13 protein-coding genes are annotated in these 15,890 nt (G+C 70.3%); 9 read left to right on the plus strand and 4 right to left on the minus strand.

Annotated elements, in window-relative coordinates; all coding sequences use genetic code 11:
* Positions 1-73 precede the first annotated feature (73 nt).
* Together ACIO3R_RS09500 and ACIO3R_RS09505 are read left to right on the plus strand one after the other, a co-directional pair.
* Entirely contained in the window at positions 74-1,990 is a 1,917-nt protein-coding gene (locus tag ACIO3R_RS09500; protein WP_385038896.1) for a SpoIIE family protein phosphatase, read from the plus strand.
* A gap of 123 nt (positions 1,991-2,113) precedes the next feature.
* Positions 2,114-3,583, plus strand: coding sequence for a catalase (locus ACIO3R_RS09505; protein WP_385038899.1), 1,470 nt, complete (start codon positions 2,114-2,116; stop codon positions 3,581-3,583).
* 78 nt (positions 3,584-3,661) lie between these two features.
* On the opposite strand, the gene ACIO3R_RS09510 is transcribed toward ACIO3R_RS09505, so the two are convergent.
* Positions 3,662-5,959: a transglycosylase domain-containing protein gene (locus tag ACIO3R_RS09510; RefSeq protein ID WP_385034194.1), complete on the minus strand. Its 2,298-nt coding sequence runs from the start codon at positions 5,957-5,959 to the stop codon at positions 3,662-3,664.
* Positions 5,960-6,181: 222 nt separating this feature from the next.
* Here ACIO3R_RS09510 and ACIO3R_RS09515 point away from each other — a divergent pair, with 222 nt between their 5' ends.
* The 5 genes from ACIO3R_RS09515 (at position 6,182) to ACIO3R_RS09535 (ending at position 11,081) form a co-directional block, all read left to right on the plus strand.
* Positions 6,182-7,153: an SPFH domain-containing protein gene (locus tag ACIO3R_RS09515; RefSeq protein ID WP_385353796.1), complete on the plus strand. Its 972-nt coding sequence runs from the start codon at positions 6,182-6,184 to the stop codon at positions 7,151-7,153.
* A complete protein-coding gene (locus ACIO3R_RS09520) occupies positions 7,150-7,392 on the plus strand; it encodes a hypothetical protein (protein WP_402104789.1) in 243 nt (80 codons plus the stop codon). Before ACIO3R_RS09515 ends, ACIO3R_RS09520 begins: the two co-directional genes overlap by 4 nt.
* A gap of 88 nt (positions 7,393-7,480) precedes the next feature.
* Positions 7,481-8,005 (plus strand): PadR family transcriptional regulator, encoded by a 525-nt coding sequence (locus ACIO3R_RS09525; RefSeq protein WP_024492144.1) that lies wholly within the window; start codon positions 7,481-7,483, stop codon positions 8,003-8,005.
* Positions 8,002-8,688: an ABC transporter ATP-binding protein gene (locus ACIO3R_RS09530; RefSeq protein ID WP_385034187.1), complete on the plus strand. Its 687-nt coding sequence runs from the start codon at positions 8,002-8,004 to the stop codon at positions 8,686-8,688. The genes ACIO3R_RS09525 and ACIO3R_RS09530 overlap by 4 nt, the downstream gene beginning before the upstream one ends.
* Positions 8,685-11,081 (plus strand): ABC transporter permease, encoded by a 2,397-nt coding sequence (locus ACIO3R_RS09535; protein ID WP_402104793.1) that lies wholly within the window; start codon positions 8,685-8,687, stop codon positions 11,079-11,081. Before ACIO3R_RS09530 ends, ACIO3R_RS09535 begins: the two co-directional genes overlap by 4 nt.
* 22 nt (positions 11,082-11,103) lie before the next feature.
* Here ACIO3R_RS09535 and ACIO3R_RS09540 read toward each other — a convergent pair whose 3' ends face one another.
* Positions 11,104-12,069, minus strand: a complete 966-nt coding sequence (locus tag ACIO3R_RS09540) for a hydrogen peroxide-inducible genes activator (RefSeq protein WP_385353792.1) — start codon at positions 12,067-12,069, stop codon at positions 11,104-11,106.
* Between the two features lie 132 nt (positions 12,070-12,201).
* Here ACIO3R_RS09540 and ACIO3R_RS09545 point away from each other — a divergent pair, with 132 nt between their 5' ends.
* Both ACIO3R_RS09545 and ACIO3R_RS09550 read left to right on the plus strand, forming a co-directional pair.
* Positions 12,202-12,756 carry a peroxiredoxin gene (locus ACIO3R_RS09545; protein WP_356535201.1) on the plus strand — a complete coding sequence of 185 codons (555 nt, stop codon included), beginning with the start codon at positions 12,202-12,204 and terminating at the stop codon, positions 12,754-12,756.
* 12 nt (positions 12,757-12,768) lie between these two features.
* On the plus strand, positions 12,769-13,302 hold the full coding sequence (locus ACIO3R_RS09550; protein ID WP_123461342.1) for an alkyl hydroperoxide reductase: 534 nt from the start codon (positions 12,769-12,771) through the stop codon (positions 13,300-13,302).
* Between the two features lie 120 nt (positions 13,303-13,422).
* Here the strand turns inward: ACIO3R_RS09550 and ACIO3R_RS09555 are convergent, their stop codons facing one another.
* Both ACIO3R_RS09555 and ACIO3R_RS09560 read right to left on the minus strand, forming a co-directional pair.
* On the minus strand, positions 13,423-14,835 hold the full coding sequence (locus tag ACIO3R_RS09555; RefSeq protein WP_402104797.1) for an AI-2E family transporter: 1,413 nt from the start codon (positions 14,833-14,835) through the stop codon (positions 13,423-13,425).
* Positions 14,836-14,971: 136 nt separating this feature from the next.
* A complete protein-coding gene (locus ACIO3R_RS09560) occupies positions 14,972-15,676 on the minus strand; it encodes a transglycosylase SLT domain-containing protein (RefSeq protein WP_385034173.1) in 705 nt (234 codons plus the stop codon).
* Positions 15,677-15,890: the final 214 nt, after the last annotated feature.

Raw genomic sequence — 15,890 nt, forward strand, 5'->3', positions numbered from 1 at the left:
CATGCCGGGGCACAGTAGCGCCCCACAAGGTGATTGCCTCATACAACCGGCCCGGACGGACGGAACCCCAAGCGTGACGGAGCACCCCACCTCCCACGAAGGCCGGCAGCCTCTCGCCGCCCGCTCGCAGGAACGCACCCGGCCGCGGCAGCGGGACGCCGCGTCGGCGCCCGCCGCTGCCGCCAAAGCGATCCCGACCCCGGCCAAGGGCCCCGGCCCGGCCGCTGCCGGGCCCGGCCCCGCGGCAGGCCCCGACCCACAGGCGGCGGCCCGCCGCGAGGGCGACCGGCTCCGCTTCGTGGGTGCCGCGACCCGCCGCATCGCCCGCGGGATAGATCTCGACGAGATCGTCCTGGGCCTGTGCCGGGCCAGCGTGCCGACGTTCTCCGACGCCATACTGGTCTACCTCCGCGACCCGCTGCCGGTCGGCGACGAGCGTCCCGTCAACCCGTTCGTGCTGCGGCTGCGCCGCTCCGACCGGCTGCGGCTGAGCGACGAGATCACCGAGGGCATGTCGGAGAGCGAGCGGCTCAGGCCGGCCGCCATCGACCCGCAGACCGATCTGACACCCGCGGCCGAACTGTGCGAGGTCCGCCCCGGCGGTGCGCTGGCCGAGGTGCTGCGCGGGGTGCGGCCCGTCTTCGGTGACTCCGCCGCGGCCCGTGCCGCCCTGCCCGAGCTGCTCGGCGCCGGCCGTACGGTGCCGTCCGGGCACCGGGCGATCCTGGCCCCGCTGCGCGGCCGGCGCCGGGTGATCGGCGCGGCCGTCTTCCTGCGCGGGACCGAGCGCCCGCCGTTCGAGGCCAACGACCTGCTGGTCGCGGCCCAACTGGCGACGCACACCGCGCTGGGCATCGACAAGGCCGTGCTGTACGGGCGCGAGGCCTACATCGCCGACGAGCTCCAGCGCACCATGCTGCCCGACTCGCTGCCCCAGCCCACCGGGGTCCGGCTCGCCTCCCGCTATCTCCCCGCCGCGGAGACGGCCCGGGTCGGCGGCGACTGGTACGACGCGATCCCGCTGCCCGGCAGCCGGGTCGCCCTGGTCGTGGGCGACGTCATGGGCCACTCCATGACCTCCGCCGCGATCATGGGCCAGCTCCGCACCACCGCGCAGACCCTGGCCGGGCTCGACCTGCCGCCGCAGGAGGTGCTGCACCACCTGGACGAACAGGCGCAGCGGCTCGGCAGCGACCGCATGGCTACCTGCCTGTACGCGGTGTACGACCCGGTCGCGCACCGCATCACCATCGCCAACGCCGGCCACCCGCCGCCCGTGCTGCTCCACCTCGGCGGCCGTGCCGAGGTCCTGCGGGTACCGCCCGGCGCCCCGATCGGCGTCGGCGGAGTGGACTTCGAGGCCGTGGAGCTGGACGCGCCCGCGGGCGCCACCCTGCTCCTGTACACCGACGGCCTGGTGGAGTCGCGGCTGCGGGACGTCTGGACCGGCATCGAGCAGCTGCGCGAGCGGCTCGCCACCACCGCCCGGCTGACCGGCCCCGACCACTCGCCGCCGCTGGAGGCCCTCTGCGACGACGTGCTGGACATGCTGGGCCCCGGCGACCGGGACGACGACATCGCGCTGCTGGCCGCCCGCTTCGACGGGATCGCGCCGAGCGACGTCGCGTACTGGTTCCTGGAACCGGAGGACTCCGCCCCGGGCCGGGCCCGCAGGCTGGCCCGCCGCGCCCTCAGCCGATGGGGTCTGGACGACATGTCGGACTCGGTGGAGCTGCTGGTCAGCGAGGTGGTGACCAATGCCGTGCGGTACGCGGAGCGGCCGGTGACGCTGCGGCTGCTGCGGACCGACATCCTGCGCTGCGAGGTCGGCGACGACTCCCCGCAGCTGCCCCGTCAGCGCCGCGCGCGGGACATGGACGAGGGCGGCCGCGGGCTGTTCCTGGTGAACCGGCTGGCCCGGCGGTGGGGTGCGACGCGCTTGTCGACGGGCAAGGTCGTCTGGTTCGAGATGCCGACGCGGGGGCAGTAGCCGGGCCCCGCACGGGGACCGTCACGGACGGTATCCAAATGTTGCCGACCTCCTGTCGGCGGGATTGACTTCAGTCGTGTACGACGCGACCTGACCGATACCCCCACCGACGGGAGGACGCTCGTGGCCGAGGAACCCAGGACCAAGAACGCCCCTTACACCACGAACAACGCCGGAATCCCGGTGGAGAGCGACGAACACTCGCTCACCGTCGGGACGGACGGCCCGATCCTGCTCCAGGATCACTACCTCATCGAGAAGATGGCCCAGTTCAACCGTGAACGGGTCCCCGAGCGCGTGGTCCACGCCAAGGGGTCCGGCGCGTACGGCGTCTTCCAGGTGACCAACGACGTCAGCCAGTTCACCAAGGCCGACCTCTTCCAGCCGGGCAAGCAGACCGCCATGCTGGCCCGCTTCTCCACGGTCGCCGGCGAACAGGGCTCCCCCGACACCTGGCGCGACCCCCGCGGTTTCGCGCTGAAGTTCTACACCGAGCACGGCAACTACGACATGGTCGGCAACAACACGCCGGTCTTCTTCGTACGGGACCCGATGAAGTTCCAGGACTTCATCCGCTCGCAGAAGCGCCGCCCCGACAGCGCGGTGCGCGACCACGACATGCAGTGGGACTTCTGGACCCTCTCCCCCGAGTCCGCGCACCAGGTGACGTGGCTGATGGGCGACCGGGGCATCCCGAAGACGTACCGCAACATGGACGGCTTCAGCTCGCACACCTACATGTGGGTGAACGCGGGCGGCGAGCGGTTCTGGGTCAAGTACCACTTCAAGACCGACCAGGGCATCGAGTTCTACACCCAGGACGACGCCGACGCGATGGCCGGGACCGACGGTGACGTGCACCGCAGGGACCTGTTCGACTCGATCAAGCGCGGCGACCACCCGAGCTGGACGCTCTCGGTCCAGATCATGCCGTTCGACGACGCCCCGGACTACCGGTTCAACCCGTTCGACCTGACCAAGGTCTGGCCGCACGGCGACTACCCGCTGACCGAGGTCGGCCGGATGACGCTGAACGAGAACCCAGAGGACTTCTTCGTCCACATCGAGCAGGCGTCCTTCGAGCCGTCGAACCTGGTGCCCGGCATCGGTCCGTCGCCCGACAAGATGCTGCTGGGCCGGCTCTTCTCGTACCCGGACACCCACCGGTACCGGATCGGCGCGAACTACGCGCAGCTCCCGCCGAACCGGCCGCGCTTCTCGCGCAACTCGTACGCGAAGGACGGCGCGATGCGGTACGAGCCGTCGCGCACGGGCGCGGTCTACGCCCCGAACTCGTACGGCGGTCCGGCGGCGGACACCGACCGCTTCGGCGAGCCGGCCGGCTGGGCCACGGCGGGCGAGATGGTGCACGAGGCGTACACGCTGCGCCGGGACGACGACGACTGGGGCCAGGCGGGCACCATGGTGCGCACCGTCCTCGACGACGCGGCACGCGAGCGGCTGGTGTCGAACATTTCCGGCCATCTCCTGGACGGTGTGAGCCGACCGGTCCTGGACCGGGCGCTGCAGTACTGGCGCAACGTGGACAAGGACCTCGGCGACCGGGTCGCGAAGAAGGTCAACGGCGGCTGATCCCGGCCGCCGGAACGCCGGAACGGGCGGTGTACGAGGAGTTCTCCTCGTACACCGCCCGTTCCGGCGTTCCGATGGTCAGCGCGGCACGCTGTTCTCACTGTTCGGCCGGTTGTCCCCCGGGGTCAGCGGGGGGTCGGCCGTGTCGGTGGGACCCGGATCGGTCGACGGGTCGGGGGGCGGGTCGCTCGTCGGGTCACCCGACGGGGTGGCCGGCGGCGGAGTCGACGGGGGATCGGACTCCTTCGGCGGAGCGGACGACGCGGGCGGGCTGGACGGCGTGTCCGGGGGCGAGGCCTTGTCGGAGGGCGAGGTCGACGGGCTCGGCGAGCTGGTGTCCGGCGGCGGGGTGACCGCCGCGCCCATGTCGGTGTCGAGGTCGAACTTGCCCGGATTGCCCATCGCCTGAGCGGTGAAGTCCGCCCAGACCTCGGCCGGGAAGCCACCGCCGTTGACCCTGCCGCCGCCTCCGGCGCCCTTCAGGGGCACCTGGCCGGACTTGTGCACCTTCTTGCCGTCGTCATTGGTGCGATCGAAAGCCGCCTCACCGAAGAGGCCCACCGAGGTGACGAGGTTCGGGGTGTAGCCGGTGAACCAGGCCGACTTGTTGTCGTCCGAGGTGCCGGTCTTGCCCGCGATCTGCTGGTCGGCCAGTCCCTCGGCGCTGCGCACCGCCTGGTGGGCCGTACCGTCGTCGACCACACCGGTCAGCACGGAGGTCACGGAGTCCGCGGCCTGGCGCGTGATCACCTGGTCGCCGATCGCGTCGGGCACCTCGATCGCCGAGGATCCCTGCTTCTGGGCGGACTTCAGGATCTGCGGGGTGACCTTCTTGCCGTGGTTGTCGAGGGTCGCGTAGATCCCGGCCATCTCCATCGGGCTCGCGCCCATGGAGCCGAGCGTCTGCGCCGGTACCGCTTCGAGCCCCTTCACGTCCATGCCGAGCTTGCCCGCGGTCTGCATCACGCGGTCCATGCCGACGTCCACGCCCATCTGCGCGAAGACGGAGTTGATGGACTTGTTCATCGCGGTCTGGACGGTGACCTGGCCGTAGTCCTGGTCGTCCTCGTTCTCCGGCGCGAAGCCGATGTCGCTGCCCTTGACCGGGCGCTTGCTGGTGCCGTCGTAGCGGGTGTTGGCGGTGATCCGCTGGTCGTCCTGGGTCTGCGACTCCTGGTCGAGCGCGGCCGCGAGGATGATCGGCTTGAAGGTGGAGGCGGGCTGGTAGTCGCGCCGGGTGGCGTTCGACGTCCAGTGCTCGGTCAGGCCGCGTCCGCCGTACAGGGCGACGACGGCTCCGGTCTTCGGGTTGACCGAGGCCGCACCGGCCTGGACGTCCTGGTCGAGCTTGCGGCCCTTGGTGTCCAGGTTGTCGGTCAGCTTGGTCTTGACCGACTTCTCCAGCTCCTGCTGCTTCTTCCGGTCGATGTTGACGGTGATCGTCCAGCCGCCGGCGTCGAACTGCGCGTCGGTGATGTTCTCCTGCTTCTGCACCGCCGCGCGGGCCGCGTTGACGATGTAGCCCTTCTGGCCGGAGAGCCCCTCCGCCGGCTTCGGGGTCTTCGGGATCTCGAACTTCATCTCCTGGCGCGCCCCGGCGTCCAGCCACTTCTCGTCGACCATGTTGTTCAGCACGTAGTTCCAGCGCTCCTTGACGAGCGCCTTCCCGTTGTCGGTGGCGACGGCCCAGTCGTACTGGCTCGGGGCCTGGAGCAGGGCTGCGAGGTAGGCGCCCTCGGGCACGTTCAGTTCCTTGGCGTCCTTGCCGTAGTACGCCTGTGCCGCGGCCTGGATCCCGTAGGCGCCGCGGCCGTAGTAGCTGGTGTTGATGTACCCGGCGAGGATCTCGGACTTGCTCCTGTTGCGGTCGACCTTCAGCGAGATGACCAGCTCTTTGAGCTTGCGGGTGACCGTCTGGTCCGCGTCGAGGTAGTAGTTCTTGACGTACTGCTGGGTGATGGTCGAGCCACCCTGCTTGCCCTTGCCGGAAACGGTGTTGATCAGGCCGCGGGCGGTGCCCTTGAAGTCGACGCCGTGGTCGTCGTAGAAGGACTTGTTCTCGGCGGCGACAAAGGTCCGCTGAACGTCCTTGGGCACCTCGGCGAGGCTCACGATCTCCCGGTTGACCTCGCCGGTCCGGGCCAGCAGCGTGCCGTCGGAGTACTTGTAGACGTTGGCCTGGAGCTTGGCCTGTGCGTTGCCCGCCGGCACCTGCACGACCATGTAGAGCACGGCGAACGCGCCCATGCCCAGCAGGCAGATCCCGAAGGCCGTGCCCAGTAGTTTTCGCCAGGTGAAGAGTCTGCGTATGCCGCCGCTCTTCACGGCCCGCCGCGACCCGTGCCGCTGGGCTCGTCGCGCATCCGCTCGACCCATTGCTGTGTTGCTCCCGTTTCTCTGCTCGACCGGATCAGCTCGGACCTGCCAGCTAACACCGTTGGCAAGGACAGAAAGCCAACGATCCACCCTTTTCCGGACGTGACAATCAGCACCTGCCTTCAAGGGAACCGACTCACGAGGGGTGCGCAAGGTTGCCGCATCAGTTAATGTGTAATCACATTGCTAGCGCTGAGCTAGCCCGCACAAACGGGGGATTCCATGACCGATCCACAGGTTCCGACCACACCCACCGCGCCGTCGGCCGACCTCACGCCGGACGCGCCACAGATGCCGGAACCGCAGGTCCGCGAGACGACGGCACACAGCATCGCGGGTGGCCTCGGGCTGCTGCTGACGGTGATCGGGGTGATCGTCGGCGTCGGTCTCGCCATCGTCGGCGGCGTCGTCGGGTCGAACGGGAACAACGGCGTCGGCATCCCGGTCTGCGTCCTCGGAGTGCTGCTCGCCATCGCCTCGTTCTTCTGCATGGGCGGTGTGAAGATGGTCGCACCGGGCGAGGCCCGGGTCATCCAGCTCTTCGGCCGGTACGTGGGCACGATCCGCTCCGACGGTCTGCGCTGGATCAACCCGCTGACCTCCAGCCGCAAGATCTCCACCCGGGTCCGCAACCACGAGACCGCGGTCCTCAAGGTCAACGACGCCTACGGCAACCCGATCGAGCTGGCCGCGATCGTCGTCTGGAAGGTCGAGGACACCGCGCAGGCCCTCTTCGAGGTCGACGACTTCCTGGAGTTCGTCGCCACCCAGACCGAGGCGGCCGTCCGGCACATCGCGATCGAGTACCCGTACGACGCCCACGACGAGGGCGGCCTCTCGCTGCGGGGCAACGCCGAGGAGATCACCGAGAAGCTGGCCGTGGAACTGACGGCACGGGTGCAGGCCGCAGGCGTGCGGATCATCGAGTCGCGCTTCAGCCATCTCGCGTACGCCCCCGAGATCGCCTCCGCGATGCTCCAGCGCCAGCAGGCCGGCGCCGTGGTCGCGGCGCGGCAGCAGATCGTGGAGGGCGCCGTCGGCATGGTCGAGATGGCACTCACCCGGATCGCCGAGCAGGACATCGTCGAGCTCGACGCGGAACGGAAGGCGACCATGGTGAGCAACCTGATGGTGGTCCTGTGCGGTGACCGCGCGGTGCAGCCGGTCCTCAACACGGGCACCCTCTACCAGTGACCGGGGAAACGCCGCGGCGCCGACCGCCGCAGCCGCAGCAGCGCAAGCAGATGCTGCTGCGGCTGGACCCCGCGGTACACGACGCACTGGCGCGCTGGGCGTCGGACGAGCTGCGCAGCGCGAACGCGCAGATCGAGTTCCTGCTGCGGCGGGCGCTCGCGGAGGCGGGCCGGCTGCCGGGCGGGGCGGCGCCGATCCCGCGCCGGGGGCGTCCGCCGAAGGCTCCCGGGCCGGAATGACTCCGGCCCCCGGCCGCGGGGCCGGGCCCGCGGATCACGGAACAGCCGGTATACACACCAGGTATACACGCCGTGTACAGTGCTCCGCATGTCTATCGGCCACACCCTGCTCGGACTCCTTGAGTCCGGTCCCCGCCACGGTTACGACCTGAAGCGGACCTTCGACGAGAAGTTCGGTCACGACCGCCCGCTGCACTACGGACAGGTCTACTCGACCATGTCCCGGCTCCTCAAGAACGGCCTCGTCGAGGTCGACGGTGTGGAGACCGGCGGCGGTCCCGAGCGCAAGCGCTACGCCATCACCGACGCCGGCATCACCGATGTCACCGCCTGGCTGGCGCAGCCGGAGAAGCCGGAGCCGTACCTCCAGTCGACCCTGTACACCAAGGTCGTCCTGGCCATGCTCACCGGCCGCAGCGCCGCCGACGTGCTGGACGCCCAGCGCTCCGAGCACCTGCGCCTGATGCGTATCCTCACCGACCGCAAGCGCCGGGGCGACCTCGCCGACCAGCTGATCTGCGACCACGCCCTGTTCCACCTCGAAGCGGATCTGCGCTGGCTGGAACTGACCGCCGCACGGCTCGACAAGCTCGCCGAGGTGGTGGCCCCGTGACCCCCGCCGGCTCCCTGCTCACCGCCCACGACCTGCACAAGACCTACGGGTCGACCCCCGCGCTCGACGGCGCCTCGTTCTCCGTCCACCCCGGCGAGGTCGTCGCCGTGATGGGCCCCTCCGGCTCCGGCAAGTCCACCCTGCTGCACTGCCTCGCCGGGATCATCACCCCCGACACCGGCACCATCACCTACGCCGGCCGCGAGCTGTCCGCGATGTCCGACGCCGAGCGCAGCGCCCTGCGCCGCAGCGAGTTCGGCTTCGTGTTCCAGTTCGGCCAGCTCGTCCCCGAGCTGACCTGCGTGGAGAACGTGGCCCTGCCTCTCCGGCTGAACGGCACCCGGCGCAAGGCCGCCGAGCGCACCGCCCTGGAGTGGATGGAGCGCCTGGAGGTCGAGGACCTCGGTGCCAAGCGCCCCGGCGAGGTGTCCGGCGGCCAGGGCCAGCGCGTCGCCGTGGCCCGCGCACTGGCCGCCTCCCCGAAGGTGATCTTCGCGGACGAGCCGACCGGCGCCCTGGACTCCCTCAACGGCGAGCGCGTCATGCAGCTGCTCACCGAGACGGCCAGGTCCGCCAACGTCGCCGTGGTCCTGGTGACCCACGAGGCCCGGGTCGCCGCCTACTCCGACCGCGATGTCACCGTCCGCGACGGCCGGGCCCGCGACCTGGAGCACGCCGCATGACGCTGCTCGACGAGAAGAGGCCCCCGGCCGCCCCGGCGCCTCCTCGGGGACCCCGCTCCCGCACCGCTCCCTGGCTGCGCGATCTCGCGCTCGGCATCCGGTTCGCCGCCGGCGGCGGCCGCGAGGGCTGGACCCGCACGCTGCTCACCGCCGTCGGCGTGGGACTCGGCGTGGCACTGCTGCTCACCGCGGCTTCCGTGCCGCACATGCTCGACGAACGGTCCGCCCGGGACCAGGCCCGCTCCGAGACCAAGATCTCCGACTCCCCCGACGCCTCGGCGAAGAAGTCGGACAGCACGGTCCTGCGGATACAAGCGAGCACCGAGTTCCGCGACCGCTCCATCACGGGATTCCTCATGCGCGCGGACGGCGGCCACCCGGTCGTCCCCCCGGGTATCGCCGCCTTCCCCGCCCCCGGCGAGATGGCGGTCTCCCCCGCGCTCCGGAAACTCCTCGACGCCCCGGAGAACGCGCTGCTCAAGGAGCGGCTGCCGTACAAGGTGACCGACACGATCACGCAGGCGGGGCTGCGCTCGCCCGGCGAGCTCTGGTTCTACGCCGGCAGCGACACCCTGACCAGCGCGGCGGGCGGCCACCGGATCGCCGGATACGGCGACCCCGGACCGTCCGATCCGCTGCCGCCGATGCTCATCGTGCTGGTCATCATGATCTGTGTGGTGCTGCTGGCCCCCGTGGCCATCTTCATCGCCACCGCCGTGCGCTTCGGAGGCGACCGCCGCGACCGCCGGCTCGCCGCCCTGCGCCTGGTCGGTACGGACATCCGGATGACCCGGAGGATCGCGGCCGGTGAGGCGCTCTTCGGCTCGGTGCTCGGCCTCCTCATCGGAGTGGCCGTGTTCCTGACGGGGCGCCGGTTCGTCGGGCACGTCGAGGTCTGGGACGCCAGCGCCTTCCCGTCCGACCTGGCCCCCGACGCCCGGCTGTGCGTGCTGATCGCCCTCGCCGTTCCGCTCATCGCGGTGCTCGTCACCCTGGTGGCCATGCGGTCCGTGGTGATCGAGCCGCTCGGCGTCGTGCGCAACAGCCGCGGCGGCAGGCGCCGCCTCTGGTGGCGGCTGCTGCTGCCGGTCGCCGGGCTCGCGGTCTTCGGACTCACCGGCAAGGTCGAGGAGTACGGCCCCGTCAACCCGTACCCGGTCGCCGGAGGCGCGGTGCTGGTCCTGGTCGGGCTGGCCCTGCTCCTGCCCTGGCTGGTCGAGGCCTGCGTCAACCGGCTGCGCGGCGGCCCGGTCCCCTGGCAGCTGGCCACCCGCCGGCTCCAGCTGAGCAGCGGGGCGGCCTCCCGCGCGGTCAGCGGCGTCACCGTCGCCGTGGCCGGTGCGGTGGCCCTCCAGATGCTGTTCGCCGCGATGAACGACGACTTCAACAGGATCACCGGACAGGACCCGTCCCGCGCCCAGTTCTACGCCCAGTCCGAGATCGTCAGGGGCGACGCCGCCCTGCACTCGATCAAGGAGTTCCGCGCCACCGAGGGCGTCATCCAGGTCATCGGCACGGTCGAGGCGTACGCGACCAAGCCGGGAACGTACAAGGACGACGAGATCCAGCCCACCACCTCGTTCACCATCGGGGACTGCGCGACCCTGCGCGAGCTCGCCCGGATCACGTCCTGCCGGGACGGCGACACCTTCGTCTCCCACCCCGTCGACAAGGGGCAGGCCGGCTGGGTCGACCGGACCGCCCGCAAGGGCAAGGTGATCGAGTTCGACACCTACGGCCGGGGCAAGCCGCTGCACTGGACGCTGCCGGCCGGCTCCCGGACCGTCAGGGCCCGGACCGACCCGATGGGCGAGGAACACTCAGGGATCCTGGTCACGCCGGGGGCGATCGACGCACAGACCCTGCCGGGAGCCTCGACCGTCTCGCAGATCCGCATCGACGAGGACGTCCCGGACGCCGCCGAGTACGTACGCAACACGGCGGCGCGGCTCGACCCCGGCATGCGCCTGGCCACCATCAACTCGGTCGAGCGCGACCGGCAGTACGCGAGCATCCAGACCGGTCTGCAGGTCGGCGCGACCGCCACGCTGCTGCTGATCGCCGCGTCCATGCTGGTCTCCCAGCTGGAGCAGTTGCGGGAGCGCAAGCGGCTGCTGTCGGTCCTGGTCGCCTTCGGCACCCGCCGGACCACCCTCGGCTGGTCGGTGCTGTGGCAGACCGCCGTCCCGGTGGTCATCGGGCTCGCGGTGGCCGTGGCGGGCGGCCTCGCCCTCGGTGCCACCCTGTGCTGGATGGTCGGCAAGGAGGTGACCGGCTGGTGGCTGTTCCTGCCGATGGTGGGAGCGGGGGCCGCCCTCATCCTCCTGGTCACTCTGTTCTCCCTGCCGCCGCTGTGGCGCATGATGCGCTCCGACGGGCTGCGCAGCGAGTGAGACCGGCCGGCCGGGCCTGTGCTCAGGTCCGGCCGGCCGTCGCCACGCGCACCGGCAGCTTCGCCATCGCCCCGCGCAGCGCCCCCGCGAACTCCTCGAACTCCTCGTGCCGGGCCGCCCCCGTCCGTATCCCCAGCGCCACCCGCCGGGCGGGCGCCGGATCCGCGAAGTAGCCGGTGGTCAGCGCCTCGTTGCGGGCGGTCTCGACGGTCACCGCGGTGCGCGGCAGCAGCGTCACCCCGAGCCCGCCGGCCACGAGCTGCACCAGCGTGGAGAGCCCGGCCGCGGTCGTGGTGACCGGCGCGCCCTCGGTACGGCCCGCCTCCCGGCAGATGTCGAGGGCCTGGTCGCGCAGGCAGTGCCCCTCGTCCAGGAGCAGCAGCGGCAGCTCCCGCAGCGCCTCGCGCGGGATGTCGGCCCGGCCGCCGAGCCAGTGGCTGCGCTCCATCACCAGGACGAAGTCCTCCTCGAAGAGAGGGAGTTCGGTCACCCCGGGCATCCCGAGCGGAACCGCGAGCAGCAGCAGGTCGAGCCGCCCCGCGGCGAGTCCCTCCAGGAGCGACGAGGTCTGTTCCTCGTGGACCTGGAGGTCGAGGTCCGGGTAGCGGTCGTGGACGAGCCGCAGCACGGTCGGCAGCAGATACGGGGCGACGGTCGGGATCACGCCGAGCCTGAGCACCCCTGTGAAGGGCGCCCGCACCGCCTCGGCCTCCTCCATCAGCTCGCCGACGGCCTCCAGCACGGCGCGGGCCCGCACGGCGAGCCGCTCACCGGCCGGCGAGAGCAGTACCTTGCGCGTCGTACGCTCGATGAGCTGGACACCGAGTGCCTCCTCCAGGGCCGACACGGCCCCGGAGAGCGCGGGCTGACTCATCCCGATTGCCGCCGCCGCGTCCCGGAAGTGCAGTTGTTCCGCCACCGCCGCGAAGGCGCGCAGCTGCGAGAGACTGGGCTGTTTGGGCCGGTTGCCCTGGTTCATCTGCGCCACTGATAGGCACCTCCGATCATCACGACCGAGTGTAGCTATTTCCGTGATCAATGCACTCTGTGCCACAGTGGGGCTCGTCCAACCCTCAGGAACTCCCCCAAAAAGGGAATTCCTACGCTGCAAGGAGAGCGCGTGCTCACTGTCGGTGACAAGTTCCCCGAGTTCGACCTGACTGCTTGTGTTTCGCTGGAGAGCGGCAAGGAGTTCGAGCAGATCAACCACAAGACCTACGAGGGTCAGTGGAAGATCGTCTTCGCGTGGCCGAAGGACTTCACCTTCGTGTGCCCCACCGAGATCGCCGCGTTCGGGAAGCTGAACGAGGAGTTCGCCGACCGTGACGCCCAGGTTCTCGGCTTCTCCGGTGACTCCGAGTTCGTGCACCACGCCTGGCGCAAGGACCACCCGGACCTGACCGACCTGCCGTTCCCGATGCTGGCCGACTCGAAGCACGAGCTCATGCGGGACCTCGGCATCGAGGGCGAGGACGGCTTCGCGCAGCGCGCCGTCTTCATCGTCGACCAGAACAACGAGATCCAGTTCACGATGGTGACCGCCGGTTCCGTGGGCCGTAACCCCAAGGAGGTCCTGCGGGTCCTCGACGCCCTGCAGACCGACGAGCTGTGCCCCTGCAACTGGACCAAGGGCGAGACCACCCTGGACCCGGTCGCGCTCCTCTCGGGCGAGTGAGCTGACACCGCTATGGCACTCGACGAACTGAAGGCCGCCGTTCCGGACTTCGCCAAGGACCTGAAGCTGAACCTCGGTTCGGTCATCGGGAACAGCGAACTGCCGCAGCAGCAGCTCTGGGGCACCGTCCTCGCCTGCGCGATCGCCTCGCGCTCGCCGAAGGTGCTGCGCGAGCTGGAGCCGGAGGCGAAGGCCAACCTCTCCGCGGAGGCGTACACCGCCGCGAAGTCGGCCGCCGCCATCATGGCGATGAACAACGTCTTCTACCGGACCCGGCACCTGCTGTCGGACCCGGAGTACGGGACGCTCCGCGCGGGCCTGCGGATGAACGTGATCGGCAAGCCGGGCGTGGAGAAGGTCGACTTCGAGCTGTGGTCGCTCGCCGTCTCCGCGATCAACGGCTGCGGCCAGTGCCTGGACTCCCACGAGCAGGTGCTGCGCAAGGCCGGCGTGGACCGTGAGACCATTCAGGAAGCCGTCAAGATCGCCTCGGTGATCCAGGCGGTCGGCGTGACCCTTGAGGCCGAGGCCGTTCTCGCCGAGTAACACCCGCAGTACCCCTGTACGAGAAGGGCCCCGAGGACGACCGACCGTCCACGGGGCCCTTCTTTCTGCGTCCGTTCTCTCCGCGTCCGTTCTTTCTGCGTCCGTTCTTTCTGCGTCCGTTCAGAGTTCCTTCGGCGCGTCCGCCACCGGCTTCCTGTCGCTGCCGTCGTCGCTGTCCTCCGGCGGCGATCCGGGCGCCGTGGTCGGCGCCGCGTCCAGTGCCGTCGAGCCGTGCGGGGGCGGCGAGTGGCGCCGGGACTCCTCCTGCCCGAACGACCGCAGATAGCCGACCACGGTATTGGTGACCGCGACCAGCGGCACCGCGACGACCGCACCCCCGATGCCCGCGATCATGCCGCCCGCGGCGACCGAGAGCACCACGGCCAGCGGGTGCACGCGCACCGCGCGGCCCAGAATGAACGGCTGCAGGATGTGGCCCTCGATCTGCTGCACCGCCAGGACCACCACCAGCACCATCAGCGCGGTGAACACGCCCTCGGTGACCAGCGCGACCACCACGGCCAGCGCCCCGGAGACCACCGCTCCGACGAGCGGGATGAAGGCGAAGAGGAAGATGAAGACGGCCAGCGGTACGGCCATCGGCACATTGAGGAAGTAGATCCCGAGGCCGATGAAGATCGCGTCGATCAGCGCGACTATGACCGTGCCCCGCACATAGGCGGTCAGTGTCCGCCAGGCGCGTGGACCGGCGCCGGCGACGCCCGGCCGCGCCTGGGCGGGCACGAGCTTCAGCACCCACTGCCAGATGCGCTTGCCGTCGTAGAGCAGGAAGAGCGTGGAGAACATCGCCAGCAGCATCCCGGTGAGGAGCTCCACCATCACCGTGACGCCCTGGAGCCCTGCGGAGGTTATGGCCTCGGTGTTGGTGCCGACGGTGTCGCTGAGGTTCTTCGCGACGTCGTTGATCTGCTGGTCGGTGACGTGGAACGGGCTGTCCAGCAGCCAGTTCTTCAGGTCCTCGATACCCGTGCGCACCTTGTCGGAGAGGGTGTCGATGTTGTCCATCACCTGCCAGACCACGAACCAGCCGACCAGGCCCATGATCACGAAGCCCAGGACGGCGGTGACCGCGGTGGCCAGGCCGCGCGGCAGCCCGTACCGCCTCAGCCGGGCGACCGTCGGCTGGAGCATCGCGGTGACGAGCAGTGCGGCGACGAAGGCCAGCACCACCAGCTGTACGGCGCTGATGACCCGCATGAGCACCCAGAGGGTGCCCGCGAGCACGAGCAGCCGCCAGCCGGCCTCCGCGGCGACCCGCATCCCCCAGGGGATCGCGGCGACCGGATCGGGGCGCGCGGCGACCGAGGGGGCGTAGTCGGGCGGCGGCGGCACATGGTCGGCGGCGCCCTTCGCGGACCCGTCCCCCCGCTCCCTGCCGGCCGACGCCGGTGAAGCCTCGTGCGCCGCCTTGTCGTCCTCGTCGTCGGCCTCGACGCGGCGTTCCTCCAGGCGCTCACCCATCCTGGTCAGTTCAGCACCCAGTTGTCCGAGCCATCCCGGCAGTTTTGACATAACGGTTCCTCTACCCCCGTCCGCGCTCCCCACCGCTCCCCCCGGGAACGGTCCCGCATGACCGTACACGCGCGAAGCCCCGCACCGTAGGACGGTGCGGGGCTTCGAGAGGTTGAGACGTGAACCGCCTGGGGTTCTAGTACGAGTGGTGCTCCAGCCAGAAGGACCAGGCACCGCACGGGCTGCCGTAGCGGCCGTTCATGTAGCTGAGGCCCCACTTGATCTGCGTGGCCGGGTTGGTCTGCCAGTCGGCGCCGGCGGACGCCATCTTCGAGCCGGGCAGCGCCTGGACCAGGCCGTAGGCACCCGAGGACGGGTTGCTCACCTGGTAGTTCCACGTCGACTCGTGGTCCACGATGTTGCTGAAGCACTGGAACTGGTCGGCGGGCACGATCTGACGCGCCATCGCCTGGATCTCGGCCACCGTGTACGAGCTCTTGGCGACGAAGGAGGAGGCACTGCGGACCTCGGAACGGCTGGCGCGCTCCTCTTTGTCCTTCTTTTCCTGCCGCTCCTTCGCGAGCTGGTCCTCGGCCGCCTGCTTCTTCGTCTTGGCGTCCTTGGCCGCCTGGATGCGGGCCGATTCCTCCGCGGACTTCTTCGCCGTCGCGTCGGCCGCGGACGCCTGGGCGTCGGCCTGCTGCGTCAGTGAAGCGGTCTGAACCTGGGCCTGCTGGCCGGCGGGGATGTCGGCGAGCAGCGTGGCGTCGGCTGCGGTGGCCTCGAAGTTGTTGTCGTCGACAGCAGGGGCACTGCCCGCTGCAACTCCTACGACGGCGCCTACGGTGGTTACCGCTGTGGCAGATGCCACGGCGAACCCCCGGACCGAGATCCGGCTCACACGGTGTCCTTCCAGCATCGCCCGCTTAGGTGACCTCGCGGGCGCAATCGTGCCCCTGAACGCTGGCCTCCCTACTGCTTGGGTCACGGGAGGCACGGGCCCGGTGGGCGACTCCCCGGAGGGAGCGCCGCGTGGTGCTCGCGGGCGGCATACGGACGGCGGTTGTTGAGTTGTGAAGTGCGTTGCACCTCTGGAGGTGCGGGGGTGCCGTATG

The sequence above is a fragment of the Streptomyces sp. NPDC087428 genome (genome assembly GCF_044744085.1).
Classification (GTDB): domain Bacteria; phylum Actinomycetota; class Actinomycetes; order Streptomycetales; family Streptomycetaceae; genus Streptomyces.